The 19,165-nt window shown below is 43.4% G+C and carries 12 protein-coding genes; 9 read left to right on the top strand and 3 right to left on the bottom strand.

The features are described 5' to 3' along the window. Both V7K15_RS19110 and V7K15_RS19105 read right to left on the bottom strand, forming a co-directional pair. Positions 1–401, bottom strand: a 401-nt coding sequence (locus tag V7K15_RS19110) for a tetratricopeptide repeat protein (RefSeq protein ID WP_334907654.1), incomplete at its 3' end; no start/stop codon positions are given. Then, positions 331–3,171, bottom strand: a complete 2,841-nt coding sequence (locus V7K15_RS19105) for a tetratricopeptide repeat protein (RefSeq protein WP_334907652.1) — start codon at positions 3,169–3,171, stop codon at positions 331–333. The genes V7K15_RS19105 and V7K15_RS19110, both read right to left, overlap by 71 nt. Positions 3,172–3,451: 280 nt before the next feature. Between V7K15_RS19105 and V7K15_RS19100 the strand changes: the two genes are divergently transcribed. The 3 genes from V7K15_RS19100 to V7K15_RS19090 all read left to right on the top strand — a co-directional run bounded on the left by V7K15_RS19100 (position 3,452) and on the right by V7K15_RS19090 (position 5,519). Next, on the top strand, positions 3,452–4,069 hold the full coding sequence (locus V7K15_RS19100; RefSeq protein WP_334907650.1) for a Uma2 family endonuclease: 618 nt from the start codon (positions 3,452–3,454) through the stop codon (positions 4,067–4,069). Positions 4,070–4,081: 12 nt separating this feature from the next. Further along, entirely contained in the window at positions 4,082–5,077 is a 996-nt protein-coding gene (gene tilS / locus V7K15_RS19095) for a tRNA lysidine(34) synthetase TilS (protein ID WP_334907648.1), read from the top strand. Positions 5,078–5,138: 61 nt separating this feature from the next. Next, positions 5,139–5,519, top strand: a complete 381-nt coding sequence (locus tag V7K15_RS19090) for a helix-turn-helix domain-containing protein (RefSeq protein WP_334907646.1) — start codon at positions 5,139–5,141, stop codon at positions 5,517–5,519. 88 nt (positions 5,520–5,607) lie between these two features. Here the strand turns inward: V7K15_RS19090 and hmpF are convergent, their stop codons facing one another. Next, complete coding sequence (gene hmpF, locus V7K15_RS19085) at positions 5,608–7,368, bottom strand: pilus motility taxis protein HmpF (protein WP_334907644.1); 1,761 nt, start codon at positions 7,366–7,368, stop codon at positions 5,608–5,610. Positions 7,369–7,776: 408 nt separating this feature from the next. On the opposite strand from hmpF, the gene V7K15_RS19080 reads away from it, so the two are divergent. The 6 genes from V7K15_RS19080 (at position 7,777) to V7K15_RS19055 (ending at position 19,049) form a co-directional block, all read left to right on the top strand. After that, entirely contained in the window at positions 7,777–8,955 is a 1,179-nt protein-coding gene (locus V7K15_RS19080) for a response regulator (protein WP_334907642.1), read from the top strand. 10 nt (positions 8,956–8,965) lie between these two features. Beyond that, positions 8,966–9,277, top strand: coding sequence for a hypothetical protein (locus V7K15_RS19075; protein WP_334907640.1), 312 nt, complete (start codon positions 8,966–8,968; stop codon positions 9,275–9,277). A 32-nt stretch (positions 9,278–9,309) separates the two neighbouring features. After that, positions 9,310–9,675 carry a response regulator transcription factor gene (locus tag V7K15_RS19070; RefSeq protein WP_069073698.1) on the top strand — a complete coding sequence of 122 codons (366 nt, stop codon included), beginning with the start codon at positions 9,310–9,312 and terminating at the stop codon, positions 9,673–9,675. Positions 9,676–9,688: 13 nt separating this feature from the next. Beyond that, positions 9,689–10,219 carry a chemotaxis protein CheW gene (locus tag V7K15_RS19065; protein ID WP_334907638.1) on the top strand — a complete coding sequence of 177 codons (531 nt, stop codon included), beginning with the start codon at positions 9,689–9,691 and terminating at the stop codon, positions 10,217–10,219. A 14-nt stretch (positions 10,220–10,233) separates the two neighbouring features. Then, positions 10,234–13,176, top strand: coding sequence for a methyl-accepting chemotaxis protein (locus V7K15_RS19060; protein WP_334907636.1), 2,943 nt, complete (start codon positions 10,234–10,236; stop codon positions 13,174–13,176). A gap of 176 nt (positions 13,177–13,352) precedes the next feature. After that, positions 13,353–19,049, top strand: a complete 5,697-nt coding sequence (locus tag V7K15_RS19055) for a hybrid sensor histidine kinase/response regulator (protein WP_334907634.1) — start codon at positions 13,353–13,355, stop codon at positions 19,047–19,049. Positions 19,050–19,165: the final 116 nt, after the last annotated feature.

Here is a 19,165-nt window from a genome sequence, read left to right as displayed (position 1 = left end):
ATTGCCAGACAGTGCAACGTCGCCGCTTTGCCTTGGACATTACCAATGCGTTCCTTTATTGACAAAGACTGATTGTAGAGTGCGATCGCTTCATCTACTTCCCCTTTGTTGGCGTAGATATTTCCCAGTTGGTTCAACGTCGTCGCTTTACCTTTGATATTACCAATCCGTTCATTTATTTCCAAAGACTGATTATAGAGTGCGATCGCTTCATCTACTTCCCCTTTGTTGGCGTAGATATTTCCCAGTTGGTTCAACGTCGTCGCTTTACCTTTGATATTACCAATCCGTTCATTTATTTCCAAAGACTGATTATAGAGTGCGATCGCTTCATCTACTTCCCCTTTGTTGGCTGTAGAGAATTCCCAGTTGGTGCAATGTCGCTGCTTTGCCTTGGACATTACCAATACGTTCATTTATTTCCAAAGACTGATTGTAGAGTGCGAACGCTTGATCAACTTCCCCTTTGTCGGCGTAGAGAATTCCCAATTGGTGCAATGTCGCTGCTTTGCCTTGGACATTGCCAATGCGTTCATTTATTTCCAAAGACTGATTGTAGAGTGCAAGCGCTTCATCCGCTTCCCCTTTGTTGGCATAAATAATTCCTAGTTGGTGCAACGTCGTCGCTTTGCCTTGGACATTACCAATGCATTCATTTATTTCCAAAGACTGATTGAAAAGTGCTAGCGCTTTATCCACTTTCCCTTTGTCGGCATAGAGAATTCCCAGTTGGTGCAACGTCGCTGCTTTGCCTTGGACATTACCAGTGCATTCATTTATTTCCAAAGACTGATTGAAAAGTGCGATCGCTTGATCCAATTCCCCTTTCTTGGCGTAGAGAATTCCCAGTTGGTGCAATGTCGTCGCTTTGCCTTGGACATTACCAATGCGTTCATTTATTTCCAAAGACTGATTGTAAAATGTGATCGCTTGATCCACTTCCCCTTTGTCGTCTTTAAGCATACCTAAATAATGATAAATTGATGCTAATTCTTGTTCATCTTCTGCGGGACAAAGATTTAAAGCTTGTTGATAATAGTTTAATGCTCGATCAACCTCACCCATTTGGTGTTCACAATAAGCAATTTCTCTGAGAACACTATGGTTTTTGGTAATTTCTAAGGTTGATTTGCATAGATGTATTGCTTCCCGAAATCGACTTTTATTCCGGAAGTGCCCCGCCAATGAATTACCTATTTTACCAGCAATTTCTTCATCCTTACCCAACAACGCCAAGCGATGAATTTCTAACTTTTGTGCTTCCGTAAAACTTTCCGCCTCCCACCACAGACGATACAAAATTTGTGCAGCTTGTTTATACAACTCTTCACCCTTAAGGTTTTCTGGAAACTCTAGCAATGGTGACAAAATCCGGGGAACCCGATACAACCTCTCTTTGTTGTTGGTAAGCGAAACTTCCAACAAACCCAAAATTTCAGCGCGTTGAATATGACTTTCCCAACTTGAGATATCCTCACAAATCGGGGAAATAGCAGCTTGAACAACAGGTAACTCATACACCAACAACTTCCCCAGCATTTTCCGCAAATCTGGAGTTTGCTGCTTCAGCAATTCCTCAGCCAAGATATTCTCACGAAATTTTTCTTCTGCCACTTCCATCTTCTTTAAGATTGTGGCGAGATTATCTGCAATGTTTTCAGAAAGAATTTTATCCAACCATTCCAACAGCCGAGGATTTCCATCTGCTGCTTTTTTGGCGAGTTTCTGCAATTCTGCATCAATCCCCAAAGTGCCATTAAACGAATTGAGACGATTAAACTTTTTAATTAAATCTGCCCCACCCAAAGCCCCCAGAGGTTCGCGGTACAGACGATGATTCAGTTCCGACAATGTGAAATCGTAGCGACAAGTAATAATTACCTTGTGGGGAAGTTGGGAATTTTGAATCGCCTTCAGCAACGCCAGCAGTACATCTACAACTTGTGGTTGCAAGACATACAGCCCATCACCTCGTAATTCCAAATTGGCCTCAAAGTCATCCAGCACAAAAGCAAAGCGCTGTTCTTTGCTATTCAGTCCTTCTGTGAAAAACTTGGTGAGGCGCTGCATCAACGGTAACTTGCCATTGAGAATTTCATGCCCCCGTTCTGAGGTACATTGTTCAGCAAGGGTTTTGAGCAATTTATCCTCATCCAGTTGCCGAAAGTTCACCAGCCTGTGATAGCCAACCATCCTTTCGAGAAGTCGCGCCGTCACAGTACTCTTACCCACACCCCCCAGTCCGTGAATGAGTACCCCCAATGAAGTGCGAATCGCTTTGAGACAACGTTGCAAAGTCCGCCGTCTCCCAACAAACTCAGAGGGTTTCGCCACCCGCACCATTTGGGTATCGGGATCTAAAAACTGTTGATAAGCAGGTTCCGGCGCTGAGAGTGGCAAATCTCCCAACACTTCCACCAACGCACCGGGACATTCTCCCTGGACATATAACCGCAACAAATGCCAGTCACGCACATTCTGTTTAAACAACTGCTGGTAAATGCTAGCGAGTGCTTCAGCTAATTGATATCCGGCTGCCAATTTGCCGTAGAGGTGTGCGGCGGCAGCTGTAGCTGTCCGATCTTCCACAGGCCGCCCCCAACTTAAAACCGCCCTAGCCCCTTGGGCAATTAGTGCCTCAGCCATTGAAGGGACAGCCCCTTTATCTGGTGCTTGTCCAGTTCGACACCCAGACAAAAACACCAATTTGGGAAATCTAAACCGGAAGACTTCCGCAAGTTCTGCGGCTGTGGTTTCGTGACGTTCCCCGATTTCCGTCTCAGTAACAAAATAAGGCGTATTCGCCTCTAAACCTTCTCCCCTCCTCGCTTGCGCGGAGAGGTTGGGGGTGGGGTTCTTCTCCGCTTCAGCAGGAGTAATGGACGCATGTCCTGTGAGGTGAAACACATCAAAGTCATTAAAATAGCGGCCCCACACCTTACCCAACTCGCTAACGCAACCGCTTTCTTCCACCCGCAAATCTAAATTAAAGTTTCGCGTATCAGTCAGAATTTTCGCTTCTTCCTGTTCAAAATCTAACTTTGGTTCTACATCTTCCGGGTCGGTTGCCATAAACAATACTCGCAATTGTCGTGTTTCCACAGCAAACCCTTCCGTTTCTTTCTCAATCCAGCGCAGAGGCAAAACCACTGGATTAACCCGCTTTACCAAAAAATCCTCACGATCATGCACAACAGACGCAAACCTGGAAACTCACATCTTGCACCTAGTCCTGGCGATTAGGAAATCGCGGCTATACAAACGAAGTCCACCTGCGTGGACTAAGAGAAAATCAAAGGTTTTTAAACTAAGAGAAAATCAAAGGTTTTGTCTGTGTAGCCGCGACTTATAGTTGCCTGGTGCTTTCAAAAATTACGAATTATGTTAGCAATGTATGAGCGTCATTATCAATTAAAAATTACTTTAAGTCCTTTTTTAGCAGGTGAACAATATGGTTCAGACTCCAGTTAAAAAACTAACTTTTGAAGAGTTTCTAGAGCAATACCCTGATGGTGGCATTTACGAACTGATCAACGGAGAGATTATACCAGTGGAGCCAACTAGAGCGCACAAGAATGTGGCAAGGTTTTTAATGCTTGCTTTCAATGATGAAATTAGACGCTTGGGACTAGACTATATTGCTGACAAAGATGTGATCGTTAGGACGTTTACTGATACTGGGCAAGAACAAGGCAGAAAACCAGATGTGAGTGTAGTTAGTGGTTCACAGTGGAACAGCAATGTTTTAGCCTACGGAGCGCTGATTGAGCCGATTCAACTTGCTGGGGAAGTCACCTCAACAAACTGGGATGATGATTATGTTGATAAATTAGATGAGTATCATCGGCTTGGTATCCCTGAGTATTGGATTGTAGATTATCTGGCGATCGCTTCTCGCGCTTATCTCGGTAATCCCAAACTCCCCACGATTTTTGTTTACCAGTTGGTTAACGGTCAATACCAAGTCGAAAAGTTTACAAGCAATGACCGCATTCTCTCTAGTACTTTCCCGGAACTAGAACTAACTGTTAAACAAGTTGTAGCTGCAAGTCAAATTCAAAAACTATGAGGAGTTACAACAATGGTATGGACTCCTCTACACGCGAAAATACATCGCACCATCCGATCGCGCCACTTATTTGAGCGTAACCACCGCCTATTAATCGCTGTCTCTGGCGGACAAGATTCTTTATGTTTAATAAAATTACTTTTAGATTTACAATCCAAATGGGGATGGAATATAGGTATTGCTCACTGCGATCATCGCTGGCGTTCTGACTCGCAAGCTAATGCTAATCATGTAGAAAATTTAGCTAAAACTTGGGGTATATCCTTTTATTTAGAAACAGCGATCGCTCCGGTAAATAGTGAAGCTACTGCACGCGATTGGCGCTATCAAGCTTTAAGTGCGATCGCTCAAGCAAATAATTATCAATATATAGTTACAGGACACACCGCAAGCGATCGCGCCGAAACTCTCCTCTACAACTTAATTCGTGGTACTGGTGCTGATGGCTTACAAGCCCTGACTTGGCAACGCCCTCTAACTACAGGCATTATGCTAGTGCGTCCACTTTTAGAAATTACTCGAATACAAACAGAGCAATTTTGTCAAGAGTTTAAATTACCAATTTGGGAAGATTCCACCAATCAAGATTTGCAATATGCCCGCAACCGCATTCGCCAAGAGGTAATACCATATTTGCGGGAAAATTTCAACCCACAAGTAGAATCAGCCTTAGCCCAAACAGCAGAACTTCTCCAAGCGGAAGTGGAATATTTAGAAAAAGCTGCCCAGGAGTTGCGGGAAAAGGCATTGGGCATGGGGCATGAAGAAGATTCCCTTACTCCTCTTCTTCCCTTGCGGTTAAATCGTCGGGTATTACAAAAAGCACCATTGGCATTGCAACGTCGGGTGATGCGTCAGATATTGCAGCAAATACTGACTGACGCAGCGAGTTTTGAACACATCGAAAAATTAACGGCTTTAATTATAGCCCCCAACCGATCGCAAACTGATCCCTTTCCTGGTGGTGCGATCGCTCAAGTAGAAGGCGACTGGATCTGTTTGAAATAGTTAGGAGTTAAGATTTATACTATTGGAATTTGGACAAAAAACGATAAGGAGAACTGGAAAGATGACCCTTACTTTTAATCCAGATAAATACAAGGAATTATTAACAGCTTATCTTCCCAAGCTGATAAAAAGTGAAGCTAAAAATGAGCAAGCTTTAGGGATAGTGGAACATTTAATGCACCGGCAACGCACCCCAGAAGAAGACGAACTTTATCAGTTATTAATTACTTTAATTGAAAAGTTTGAACAAGAATATTATCAGCCAAGCCCGCAGAATAATCCTGTATCTATGTTGTTATTTATTTTAGAAGAATCTGAGAGAAGTAGAGATGATTTAGTAGCGGTTTTAGGGACAGAAGATTTGGTTAATAATATTTTAAATGGACAAGAGAAGATAAATACAGAACAAGCGCGTAAGCTGGGAGAGTTTTTTCATGTATAATCTAGTTTATTTATGGAATAATAACTAAGTTTGTAGTTGGGCTTTAGCTAGGCTAAAGCCCCTTGTCTCACCAAAGCCTCAGAACTTGTTAAGACGCCAGTAATTCTGGCTGAGGCATTAAACTTTGAAGAGTATGACGCAACTGTGCGATCGCTTGCACTTGAGAGTTACCAGTTTCCTGGAATTGATCCAAAGATTGTCCAATTCCTTGCAGCTTTTGCCGTAAGCTATCCAGAGAATCCTGAATTGGTTGTAGTGCTTCTTCATAGAGATTCACCCGACCACAGCATTCAGCAGTTGTTCTTCGTAGGAACAGCAAGTTTTCCTCGATCGCTTTGAGTTCTTGGCGTTTTCCATCCAAATCATGAGTTTGATTGTCAATCATTCCCTGATTTAGCTCAATACCAGCCTGGATCTGCTCAATCTCATGTTCCAACTTTTGGATTTCCTGTGAATATTGTTGTCGCTGGGTTTCAATTTGTAACAGAATCGGTTCTAAATTAATTTTGTTGTTAACTTCTTCTTCAGCAACAGTATATCCTTGCCGCCGTAACAGTACAGCTTGGTGTTGCTTGAGAAAGTTCTGATGCTGTAACATATTGCGGCGTTGTCCCACCAAACTGGAGTTTAGCATCTGATACAGGTCTTTTTCATCCGTTAGTTCCAGTTCCAAATTCATCTGGTTATCGTCAGATGCGTGATTTATTTTAGTTTGGAGTTCTTTTATAGTTTCTTGTTTATATTCCAGTTCTTGTTCTTGATCGTGAACAAAGCTAGCGTCTATTTCCACCTTATTTTGCAAGTCTTGCACTATTTTTTGTAGTTCTTCTAAAGGCTTTTTCTCCAAAGCTTCCACATCAACTTGCTGACCGAGAACTACATCAACAGATGTTGCATCCAAAGAGCGAATCTGTTGATATAACTCTTCTTGGTTTCGTAACTGCTCTTTGATTATCCGAACATACTCTTGCTTGCTGGTAAGGTCTGCTGTATTCACCTGCAATTGGGCTTTGTGCTGGGTTAAAGAATTTTGTGCTTGAACACAAGCGTTTTGGCGATCGCTAAAGTTTTGTGACAAACCCTCAACTTCTGCTTGCTGTTGAGCGATCGCAATTTTTTGCTCCTCCAATTTTTGCCAGTGCGGGGTTAGAGTCGCTTGCTGTTTTTCAACCAATTCAAAAGCCAGATGTAGGTGTTCTCTGACTGTTTGCGTGGGAGCAGCAGAACTAGACAAGCGATCGAGTAAATCACTCATCACCCGACTTTGCTCCTCATCCAAAACCGTCCCTTGTTGAAAATCCGCTTGACGTTCGTCTAGGCGACGCTGTTCACCTCGCAATTGCTCCCAAGCGCCTTCCAACTCCTGGCGGTTGCGCTCAACTTCTGCTTGTAAGCGTTTAATTTCCTGACGCGAGGTATCAACTTCCTGTTTTTGCTCCTCCAGACGTTGCGACTCATCCTCCATTTCTTGCAACTGTTCTGATCGTACTTCCATGTCCATTTCACGGCGATTCAACTCTTGCGCCTGAAAGGTCAGCGACTGCTTCCACTGATCAATCTCATCTTCCTTGAGCTTAAATTTCTCCAATTGGCGGGAAAAATTCTGCAAAATGTTAACTAGTGGACGCCCTGCTTCTTGAATTCGCTGCACTTGACGATTCGGATTCAGTTCAACCAGTACCAAAGCACCATCATTTAATTTGCTTGCGTCCTCAGCCGCAATCACATCTTCGGAGACAGTACTCCAATTCTGGTCTGTTCGCTGACAAGCTAGCAGTTTCAGTTCGGTTTTAGCACCGCCACCGAGTAAACCACCTTTCTGTTTTTGTACTTCTGCTAAATACAGCACACCGTTAGTCCTTTATTGATGAACTTAAAGTTCATATTTTGAGATATACCTTAAATAATTCTGTTAACTTGTCTGACTGAACCGAAGTTTAGGAGAACAAGACAGACAAAACTAGAGACGCGAGATATTACATCTTGATACTTATAAAAGCGTCTTGGCCGCGCCTTTATATTTTGTACTGATGACAGTGATGATGACTTCCGTGTTAACACTAGCTTTGTCGAAGTGTATTACGAAAGATGAAGGTTTATAGCTTAATGTATCCTCGCATGAGAATAAGGAACAGGGTAATAATCTTTCCAATACCCGAGAATCAATACTTAAACTCCCTACTCGAAAAATCGAAAAATTGCGAGCCACAATTAATAAATAATATTAACGGGATTACAAGGAGTACTTTTTAGATAAATGCAGGGAAATTTAAATGAAATTGATATTTGCAGTATCTTGCAATTGATTGAGTTGGGACAGCGAACTGGGGAACTATGGGTAGAAGCTACTAGCTCTCACCATTACCACAAACTGGGTGGCGAGGGAGCAAGCATTTATCGCCTCAAACAACAGTCTTGGTTCGTATTTTTCCTGAATGGTCAAATTATCTATTGCCAAGAAGGCGAGAGTAGTTTATCCAGAATCACGGATTATTTACGTCATTACCGAGTTGAGATGCAACTCACCGACAAACAAATTGCCTCCCTCCCATCAACCGACACATCAGAGTATACCTATCTTTGGGCACTCTTGGAGCGGAATATCATCAACCCAAAGATCGCTGGTAGTATCATTCACGGCTTAGTGCATGAAACCCTTTTTGACCTGTTGAGCTTACACCAAGGTAACTTCATCTTTCATCAGGGTGCGGCACTTGCCCCGCAATTAAACACTTTCGAGATTGCTGCTTTTGTTACAAAAATTACCAAACAGGTGCAAGAGTGGAAGCAATTCTATCCACACATTCAGTCTCCAGAACAATTTCCAGTCCTATCTGACAAAGTTCAGCTACAATCTTCGTTACCAGAAGCAACCGTGAATAAGCTACAACATTGGGCTGATGGTAAAACCTCCTTGCGTCAACTAGCTCGCCATCTCAACCGAGACATTTTGACAGTCGCTAAGGCAATATATCCATATGTGCAACAGGGTTGGCTACAACTAGTATATTCAGTCACAGCTAAACCAGAGACTCAGACGGCTAGCGGCGAATTGAAGGGAAAACACAAGGGACGGATAGTATGTATTGACGATGCGATCGCTATCGGTGAAACTATAAATTCCATCCTACAAGCACAAGGTTATGAAGCGATCGCTCTCACCAATCCCTTAGAGGCACTGAGTCTGGTTTTTCAACTCAAACCGGATTTAATTTTATGCGACATTGCCATGCCGGAATTGGAGGGGTACGAGGTTTGCGCAATGCTGCGACATTCAACAGCATTTCGGCTCATACCGATTATTATGCTTACTGGTAAAGATGGATTTATTGATCGAGTCAAAGCTAACATGGTCGGGGCAACAGATTATTTAACAAAACCGTTTACAGACACTGAGTTACTTATGCTCGTAGAGAAATATATCAACAACCAATGAAAATTGGGCATTGGGCACTTGTACTGAGCGTACCACTTCCCTGCGGGACGCTGCGCGTAGCTTGTCCTCCGCAGGAGTACGTGGAAGCAAGCTACGCGTAGCGTCTCGTAGAGAAGTCGTTGGCGCAGCCTCTGGTAGAGAAGTATTGGGCATTAGTTATCGAAAAGATCCAAGATTTGTTGATCTAGTAAAATATCAAGTAAAAAATGTTATCACAGAGTCAGCCAACTCAGTGAAAGGTCATATCCAGGAAAATAGTGAAAAACTAGAATTAATTTATACAGTTAATACTTGCGGAGGAATCAGGGAATGTTCCAACTAGGAACGTCTACATCAGGAGGTAGATAGACACTTATGAGTACAGTTCTGATTGTGGAAGATAGTATCGCGCAAAGGGAGATGATTACAGACCTCCTAAAAGCAACTGGCTTAACTGTTACCCATGCCAGTGACGGATTAGAAGCATTGGAGGCAATTCAAATAGCACCTCCCGATTTAGTGGTATTGGATATTGTTATGCCCCGGATGAACGGCTACGAAGTTTGTCGGCGATTAAAATCCGATCCAAAAACCCAAAATGTCCCTGTGGTCATGTGTTCTTCCAAGGGTGAAGAATTTGATCGCTATTGGGGCATGAAGCAGGGGGCAGACGCCTATATAGCCAAACCATTTCAACCAACCGAGTTGGTGGGAACAGTTAAACAACTGCTGCGAGGATAAGGATAAAAGCAATATGGTCAGCAAACCGGACTTTTTAACTGGCAGTGGTCAAGACCATTTCCGACCGGAATTACAAGTAGAAAGTCCTGAAGGTGAGTTACATTTGAGGTTTTACATTCCCTCGCATCAGGAGTTTGCACTACAAGCAACTGGCATCCGGGAGGTAATTGAACTAAGCCCCGATAGAATCACCCCAATTCCGAATGCTTCTCCTTTACTTTTGGGTACTCTAAATTTACGAGGTCGAGTTATTTGGGTGGCTGATTTGGGTCAATTTCTTGGTGAAGCAACTGCATTAAACACGGATAGAGCTGAAATTCCGGTGATTGCCATTGAAGAGCAAGACACAATAGTGGGTTTAGCAGTAGAGGAAATCGGTGGTATGGATTGGCTGGATGTCCAGAATCTCATGCCACCAAATAATGTTCCCGATACTATGGCTCCCTTTTTACGTGGAGAGTGGTTATTACGTGCTAAAAATAATCAGTCTCTACGACTACTCGATCAAATGGCAATTTTACGGAGTGCTAGGTGGGCAGGATGAAATTGGAGGAGGAAATGGCAGCAAGTATTGATAATCACGAGCCAACATATCAACAGGCGATGAACGCCTATGTTCAAACGAATTATGAGGTTGCCGCCACTTTAGTTGACCAAGTGGTGCAAAATTACCCAAATGATGCTAGCTCTCATTTGTTGCGGGGTCATATCTACTATGTTTTGCAGCAATACGATGTTGCAAAAGAACAATATCAACAGGTATTACGCTTGACTGACGATCCAGAAATTATTGGTTTTGCCAATAGTGGAATTGAGAATATTAATCAATATTTACAGTCATTCAGTGGGGAAATTGATACATCAGGAAGTGAAGAGCAAATAAATTCCCCAGAGATGTCTAATGCACTCGCAGATCGCGAAGATGAATTAGAAGATTTGGGCACTAGTGAGGATTTTGACAGCAATAACCTTGATTTGAACTTTTTTGGAGAGGAGCAAGAAATTGTGAATGGCGTTGAAGAGATATCTTCAAAAAGTCCATTTGACATCCCTACAGAAGATAGTATTGGAACAGTAAAAATATCAGATTCTTCTACAGCTGTTGGTGACGACCCTTTTGCCTTCAATGAAGAATCACAGGAACAAGAGTCAAATAGCAAGGATGAGGAGAAAACTGAATTAGAGTTGCCTGCTTTTTGGCAAGAAGATTTATCAGAAGATAGTCTGGAAGAACCATTAGTAAATAGTCATTTCTCAGATGATGGGATAAATTCTGCTCACGAAAATTCAGCTATTGACAATAATAACTCTTCATCTTCTAATTCCCCAACTGGCAATAGCGAGAATAATTTCTCTGATTTGTTGAGTGAGCCAAAGTCTCCAGAGCTAAGTATTGGAAATTTAGAATATAAAAAATCTAATTTTGGAGAGGAAACTTTACTGATTGTTGAAGAAGAACTTAGAAATGGTTCAGCCGCAACAAATAACTTGGAATATAGCAGTCAAGAACATTTGCCGCAAACCGAAACAGATGATTGGTTGAAACGAACAAATCTGGGAACAGAGTCAGCTTTTGTGGCGGATTTATCAGATGATTCTTCATCTTTTAGCAGCAATCTCCCTCTGGAAAAAAAGCAGGTAAAATCAAGTGAAATTAGCGGTAAAAATAACTTTGAGGAGGATGAAAATTTTGATATAGAAGCATTTGAGTCGGCCTTTGGCTCCGAGGTGTCAAGCTCTTATGAAGACTCAAACAATATACTAAATGGAGAAAATTCTCAGAGCAATATCGAGTTTTTAGATGACTTTGAGGAATTTGACGATTTAGGCAATATTCCCGGCTTTGACATCATGGAAGGAGATTCTAACTTCGGTGATCTAGCAAGGCATTCTGATCGATCAGAAACTAGTGGCAGTGGACACCCTGAAAGCGCCGAGGCTTTTTTAAATAATGCAGCTAGCGATCGCGAAGAAGAACTGTTCTCGATGACTGGTTCCCATGAAGCAGTTCCAGTCTTTAGCCAAACAGATGTCTCAAAACTAGAACCCAACGTTAACATCGAGCAAGGATGGTTAGCACCATTAGAGAATGCCTCCATAGAAAGGAAACAATGGCTAATTGCTGGAAGTGTGGGCATTGTCTCGGCGCTGGTTGTCGCCACAGTTAGCTTTGTCGCCACCACATTTTCGCCACCCCAACAACGAGAATCAGTCCGAAACACAGGTTGGGCGATGTCACTAGCAGCTGGGATTGCAGGTTTTAGTACCGCAGGCTTCATGGGGAATCTGGCGCTTAAACAAATTCGGCGCACAACTGATGATCTCCAAGCTCAATTTGAGGCTGTACGTCAAGGAAATCTGAATGCTCAAGCCACAGTGTTTTCCGAAGATGAATTGGGGCATTTAGCTACTGGCTTTAATGAAATGGCGCGGGTAATTTTCACGACTACAAGTGAAGTCCAACGCAAAGCCGATGAACAAGAGGAAGCCAAAGAAAACTTGCAACGACAGGTAATTCGCCTGTTGGATGATGTGGAAGGAGCTGCTAGAGGAGATTTAACAGTCCAAGCGGAAGTCACAGCCGACGTACTCGGTGCGGTAGCTGATGCTTTTAACCTGACAATTCAAAACCTCCGAGATATCGTCCAACAAGTAAAAGTGGCAGCCAAGGATGTGACAAAAGGTGCAACCAACTCTGAAACCTTTGCTAGAGCCTTATCTGGTGATGCTTTGCGCCAAGCAGAAGAGTTGGCGGTAACGCTGAATTCTGTACAGGTAATGACTGACTCGATTCAACGGGTAGCAGAGGCGGCGCGGGAAGCCGAAACCGTCGCCCGTGATGCTAGTACGATCGCTCTCAAAGGTGGAGAAGCAGTAGAAAATACTGTGGCGGGGATTTTAGAAATTCGAGAAACCGTTGCTGAAACCACCCGAAAAGTGAAGCGGTTGGCGGAATCTTCCCAAGAAATTTCTAAAATTGTGGCGTTGATTTCCCAGATTGCTTCGAGAACAAACTTGCTGGCACTGAATGCTAGTATTGAGGCGGCAAGGGCGGGAGAAGCTGGACGCGGGTTTGCGATCGTCGCAGATGAAGTGCGCCAGTTAGCAGACAAATCTGCTAAATCGCTAAAGGAGATTGAACAAATTGTGATGCAAATCCAAAGCGAAACAGGCTCAGTAATGACCGCGATGGAAGAAGGCACACAACAAGTAATTAAAGGCACAAAATTGGCAGAAGAAGCCAAGCGATCGCTCGAAAACATTATTCAAGTGGCAAATCGCATCGATATTCTTGTGCGCTCGATTACCAGCGACACTGTGGAACAAACTGAAACCTCCCGCGCTGTCGCTCATGTAATGCAATCAGTAGAACTTACCGCCCAAGAAACTTCCCAGGAAGCACAGCGAGTTTCAGGTGCCCTACAACACTTAGTAGGTGTATCCCGTGACTTGATCGCTTCGGTTGAACGTTTCCGAGTGGAAACTATGGAAACCAGGTAATAAAGTTAGGAGTTAGGAGTGAGGAGTTAGGAATAAAAATCACAACTCACAACTCATAACTCATAACTTGGAAAAAAGTTAGGAGTTCGGAGTTAGAAATCACAACTCACAACTCACAACTCACAACTCACAACTCATAACTCATAACTCATAACTCATAACTCATAACTTTTGCCATGCTGCCGGAACAACAACAGCGGATTTTGGGTTACTTTATCGAAGAAGCCAGGGATCACCTGAATACCATTGAGCAGGGGTTGCTGAATCTAGAGAGTACCTTGAACGACCCGGAAATGATCAGTGAAGTCTTCCGGGCGGCTCACTCCATCAAAGGAGGAGCGGCGATGCTTGGATTGACTAGCATCCAGCATACCTCGCACCGTCTGGAAGATTGTTTCAAAATTCTCAAAGATAATCCGGTTAAGATTGACGAAAAGTTAGAGTCTTTATTTCTCGGTGTATCTGATACTCTAAAAGCGCTGTTAGAGCAGTTGAGCGCACCATTTGGTCTTTCTGAAGATGCGGCTAATACTTTGATGTCAGAAACTGAGCCGGTCTTTGAATGGCTGTATCAGCATTTGGAACTACTTGTACAACAAGGGAACAGTGGAGTAGCTAGCAGTCGTGATGCCACAGAACTACAGACAACCTCTGTAGAAGATAATGTCTCTTCACTTACAGAACTGTTTCTGCGGCGAGATATTCCCGATTTGGCAGAAGACACCCATCGGGAATCCCCAGAAATATCCTTCCCTATAGCACCCCAGGAAGTGCAAGCGCCAGTCACCGCGAAAGAAAATAATAACTGGAGCGAGTTTCAAGCCCAAGTGCTGCAAACACTGCGGGAAATGTTGCAACTATTTAAGCAAACCACAACACCCTCAACTCGGCAAAACCTTCAGCAATGCTGTTACCAGTTAGTCAAACTTGGTGAGACTTGGAATTTGTCCAAGTGGTGTGGTTTGTGTCAAGCAGCAGCCAGTGCGATCGGCAATCCCGAAAATACTTATCTGACTTTAGCTAAAATTGTCATTACCGAAATCAAACAAGCTCAAGAATTAGTCCTGCAAGGTAGAGAAGCTGAAATTGCAATTAGTCAGCAACTAGAAGCACTTTTGAGCTTTGCAGAAATTGAGTTATTAGAAATTACCACTGATTTGTTTGATGAACAGTTCGCGGCTTTGACGGAATTATCAACTGTCTCAGAGCCAATTTTATTTGGTAACACCGAGCCGTTAGTCGTAACTAACCTCACCCAGCCAACTGAGGAACTTAATCTAGACAACGATATTAACGTTCGCCCCTATCTTCAACAAGGGACACTACTAAACGCTGCAACTCACACTAGTCTTGCTTTCACTGCACATGAGGAAGCACATCCAATCAGTAGCAATATTGATCCCAATGGGCCAGAGGTAGGAATAGCTGAGTTAAATACGCTTGCCGATTTATTTGAAGGTGAGACTAACGTACTAGATGAAACCTGGCATCAAGAAGAAACCTTAAATATTGTTGCGCTCGATGACTTTGGAATTGATTTCAGTAGCACTGACGCTAAGGACGATCATCGGGATTTATTCGATTTACTCTCCTTTGATGAAGACATCATCAACGAGCAGCACCCAACAACCACACCCACAACAGAAGATTTATCTCTGTTATTTGGCGACAACTTCCTAGAAAAAGAGAATTCAAAACCGCAAAATCAACAAACATCTCCAACGACTCTAGAGTTGAGCGATATTAACGTACCTCATCTAAATTTAGATTCTTCTTCTGCGGAAAATTTACAAGAATTTACTGATATTCCTAGTGAGCCAAACCAGTCTCCAGGGGAGATTGTCCAAAATAGTGTCAACAAAAACGATCTCGTTGAAGATTTATTGACACTGCCATTAGATGATGATATTGAACTATTGCCTACAGGCGAAGTGACTCAACCAGAAACTGAGGCATTCGCCAGTGTGGAACTATCTACTAACCAACAAAACAGTTTTGATAACTTATTGTTAGAAACGAGAAATGCAAATTGGGTACAACAAATTACCCCTAGTGACTACATAGAATTATCCCAGCAAACAGACTTGTCTTTGGACAGCCTGTTTGCGGAAGTGGAAGAACAGACACTACTGCCTACAAGTGAATCAGAAATTAGTGATTTATTTGATACATCTCCGGCAACAACACCTGAGTTTTCGGAATCAGAAAATGATCTGAACAACTTCTGGAGTGAGGAAACCACAGAGGAACAGGACGATTTCGATTCCTTAATTGAGCAAAATGTGGAAAGGGCGTTAGAGGAGAGTTTGTTTGAGGGGGTGGGTGATGACATTTTTGCCGACAGTCAGCAGCCGATACCGAATCCGATCGCCAGTTTTGACATAGAAGAAGATTTTGATCTGAATTTCCAGCAGCAAGAGCAGCTAGATTTGATATTCTCATCAGATTCTGGAGATGATTTATTTGATGAGTTAACACCGAGTAACTCAACTATTTATCCTGCAATCAACGATGCCTCCACGACTGAAACGTTGTTGTTTGCGTCGCATCCAGAGTCAGAAATTATCGGGCGATCGCAACAACCGGAAGCTTTAGATTTTGTTCCCGAATTTACTAATCAGCCCCCAGAGATATCTCCTATTGATGTCGAACTTAATTCATTCAGTTCTTTCGATGAAAATCCGCAACTGCTGTTTGACGATGTAGCTACAGATGACTCAACCTATATTCAGATGGAAACCACAGATAATACTGTGGATGAACTCCCAACTAGAGAAACTTCTTTAGATATCAATTTTGGGGAAACTTCAGATTTAGGATCACCTCAAGCACAGCCAGATGATTTATTCAGCTCTTTCGATGAAAATCCGCAACTGCTGTTTGAAGATGTAGCTAGACATGACTCAACCTATATTCAGATGGAAACCACAGATAATACTGTGGATGAACTCCCAACTAGAGAAACTTCTTTAGATATCAATTTTGGGGAAACTTCAGATTTAGGATCACCTCAAGCACAGTCAAATGATTTATTCAGCTCTTTCGATGAAAATCCGCAACTGCTGTTTGACGATGTAGCTAGACATAACTCAACCTATATTCAGATGGAAACCACAGATAATACTGTGGATGAACTCCCAGCTACGGAAACTTCTTTAGATATCAATTTTGGTGAAACTTCAGATTTAGGATCACTCCAAGCACAGCCAGATGATTTGTTCGGCTCTTTCGATGAAAATCCGCAACTGCTGTTTGACGATGTAGCTAGACATGACTCTACCTATATTCAGATGGAAACCACAGATAATACTGTGGATGAACTCCCGGCTAGAGAAACTTCTTTAGATATCAATTTTGGGGAAACTTCAGATTTAGTATCACTCCAAGTACAGCCAGATGATTTGTTCGGCTCTTTCGATGAAAACACCGAGGATAATTCGCAACTGCTGTTTGAAACGGTTATTCAGGAAAATGTAGAAACCTATTTGTGGGATCTAGGAGAGACATCTGAAGTTGCACTAGTATCAGAGGGAGAAAATGCTATTATTGCCCCGACTGAAGAATTGGCAACCACAGAAACCATTGAAGTAATTGCTCCAGAAGATGAATTTGCCGACTTGGCAGCATTACTAGGAGAGGAAGTAGCACCCATCCCCAAAGCTAAGGAGATCCCAGAAGTAGATTTTGCTGCCCTGGAAGAATTGTTAGGTACAGATAACGATGAGGCGGCTGCTATATCTAGCGATGTCTACGACGGGCAACGCCAACCCTTGAATACTCAACCAGTTTTGGCTAAAAATGCCATTCCATCAGCAGCCACAGATGAATTTGGGGACTTAGAGAAGTTGCTGGCACAAGCAGATCAAACAATATCCCATTCCCCAGTAGTAAAATCGAACAGTAGCAAAATTATACGTCCCTCTACTCGTCGGGCTGCCAGATTTGAAGAATCAATGAAGGTTCCAGTTAAACAACTGGACGATATGAGTAATTTAGTTGGGGAGTTGGTGGTAAACCGCAATACCTTAGAGCAAGATAATGAACGGCTGCGGCAGTCACTAGATAACTTGCTGATTCAGGTACAACAACTCTCAGATGTGGGCGCAAGGATGCAGGAGTTGTACGAGCGATCGCTATTGGAAGCTTCTCTGTTAGCCGGACGCAAAAAGAAAGACACCGGCTTTCCAGTCTCTGATTTCAATGCCGACAGGGGTTTTAGTGAGCTAGAAATGGATCGCTTTACTCCTTTCCATACACTGTCTCAGCAGATGATTGAGCGGATTGTCCGCATCCGGGAATCATCTAGTGATATTGACTTTGTTACCGAAGAAACCGAGCGAGTAGCGCGACAATTCCGCCAAGTAACCACACAGCTACAAGAGGGATTAACAAGAGCGCGAATGGTGCCTTTTGCCCAAACTATCGATCGCTGGCGGCGAGGAGTACGTGACAATGCCATCAAGTGTGGCAAACAAGTAGAGTTAGTGATCGAAGGTGGTGATACCTTAATTGACAAGATGATTTTGGATCATCTCACCGATCCGTTAACTCATATGCTGAATAATGCGATCGCTCACGGTGTTGAAACACCACAAGAGAGGCAAGCTGCTGGTAAACCACCCGTGGGAATCATTACTATCCGGGCTTTCTACCAAGGCAACCAAACTATCCTTTCCGTAGGCGATGATGGCGCAGGTATCGATTCCGCAAAAGTTAAGGCTAAGGCGGTGAGGATTGGCATGATTACAGAAGCCCAGGCAAAAGCCATGTCTCGCCTGGAAGTCTACGATCTGCTGTTCCAGCCTGGTTTTACGATGAAAGACCAGGCAGATGAAATTTCTGGTCGTGGTGTGGGTATGGACGTAGTGCGCTCCGAAATTAGCGAAATTCGGGGGACGGTGAACACTGATTCGGCGATCGGCAAGGGAACTACCTTCACTATTCGTTTACCACTGACTCTGAGTATTTGTAAAGCTCTCTGCTGCGTTTCTGATCGAGCTAGAATTGCTTTCCCGATGGACGGTGTAGAAGATACGCTGGATATACCAGTCAAAAATATTCAGCACGATGCCAGTGGGCAATCATTTATTTCCTGGCGCGATACGGTGCTGCCATTCCGACCCCTGAGGGAACTTTTAACCTTCAATCGCCAGATCAGTCGCGGCAATGTCTATGGCGGCACCAGAGATGATGATATGGTTTCGGTGGTTGTGGTGCGATCGGCAAATACCCTAATTGCTCTACAGATTGATCTGGTGTTGAGCGAACAAGAAATTGTAATTAAGCAATTTGAAGGTCCAGCGCCTAAACCCATTGGTGTAGCTGGTGCAACAGTCCTGGGTGATGGTCGGATTATGCCTATTGCTGACGTGCTGGAAATAATTGACATCTTCCAGGGACGGATTTCTACACAACTTGGTGGCAATTCTTGGCAACAGAAAGCTACTCCCCTAGACACCTCTCCGGCGAAGATTGACCCAACAGTGCTGATCGTCGATGACTCAATTACAGTTCGAGAATTGCTCTCCCTGACCTTTAACAAAGCAGGTTATCGCGTAGAACAGGCGCGTGACGGACAGGAAGCTTGGGACAAACTCCGCTCCGGTCTGCCTTGCGATATCGTATTTTGTGACATTGAAATGCCGCGTTGCGATGGTCTAGAGTTACTCTCTCGCATCCAGAAAGACTCTAACCTTAACCACCTACCGATCGCGATGCTCACCTCACGGGGGGCAGATAAGCACAGACAAATTGCCGCTCAACTCGGTGCTAGTGGCTACTTTACCAAGCCCTATCTCGAAGAAGCTCTACTTGAAGCTGCGGCGCGGATGTTGAAAGGGGAAAAACTTCTTAGCACTACGAGTAATGTTTAAGCTGAAAAACATCTAATTTGCATAACCGAATTAAACATAACTCTTGTGGGGTGTGCTTTCCGACCCACCCCACAAGATTTTTACTTCCAGGTAATATGCAAGTTAAATGTCGAACA

The organism is Nostoc sp., assembly GCF_036919815.1.
Classification (GTDB): Bacteria; Cyanobacteriota; Cyanobacteriia; order Cyanobacteriales; family Nostocaceae; genus Nostoc.
Note: the sequence above shows the minus strand (reverse complement) of the source record. Positions and strands in the feature narration are given on the sequence as shown.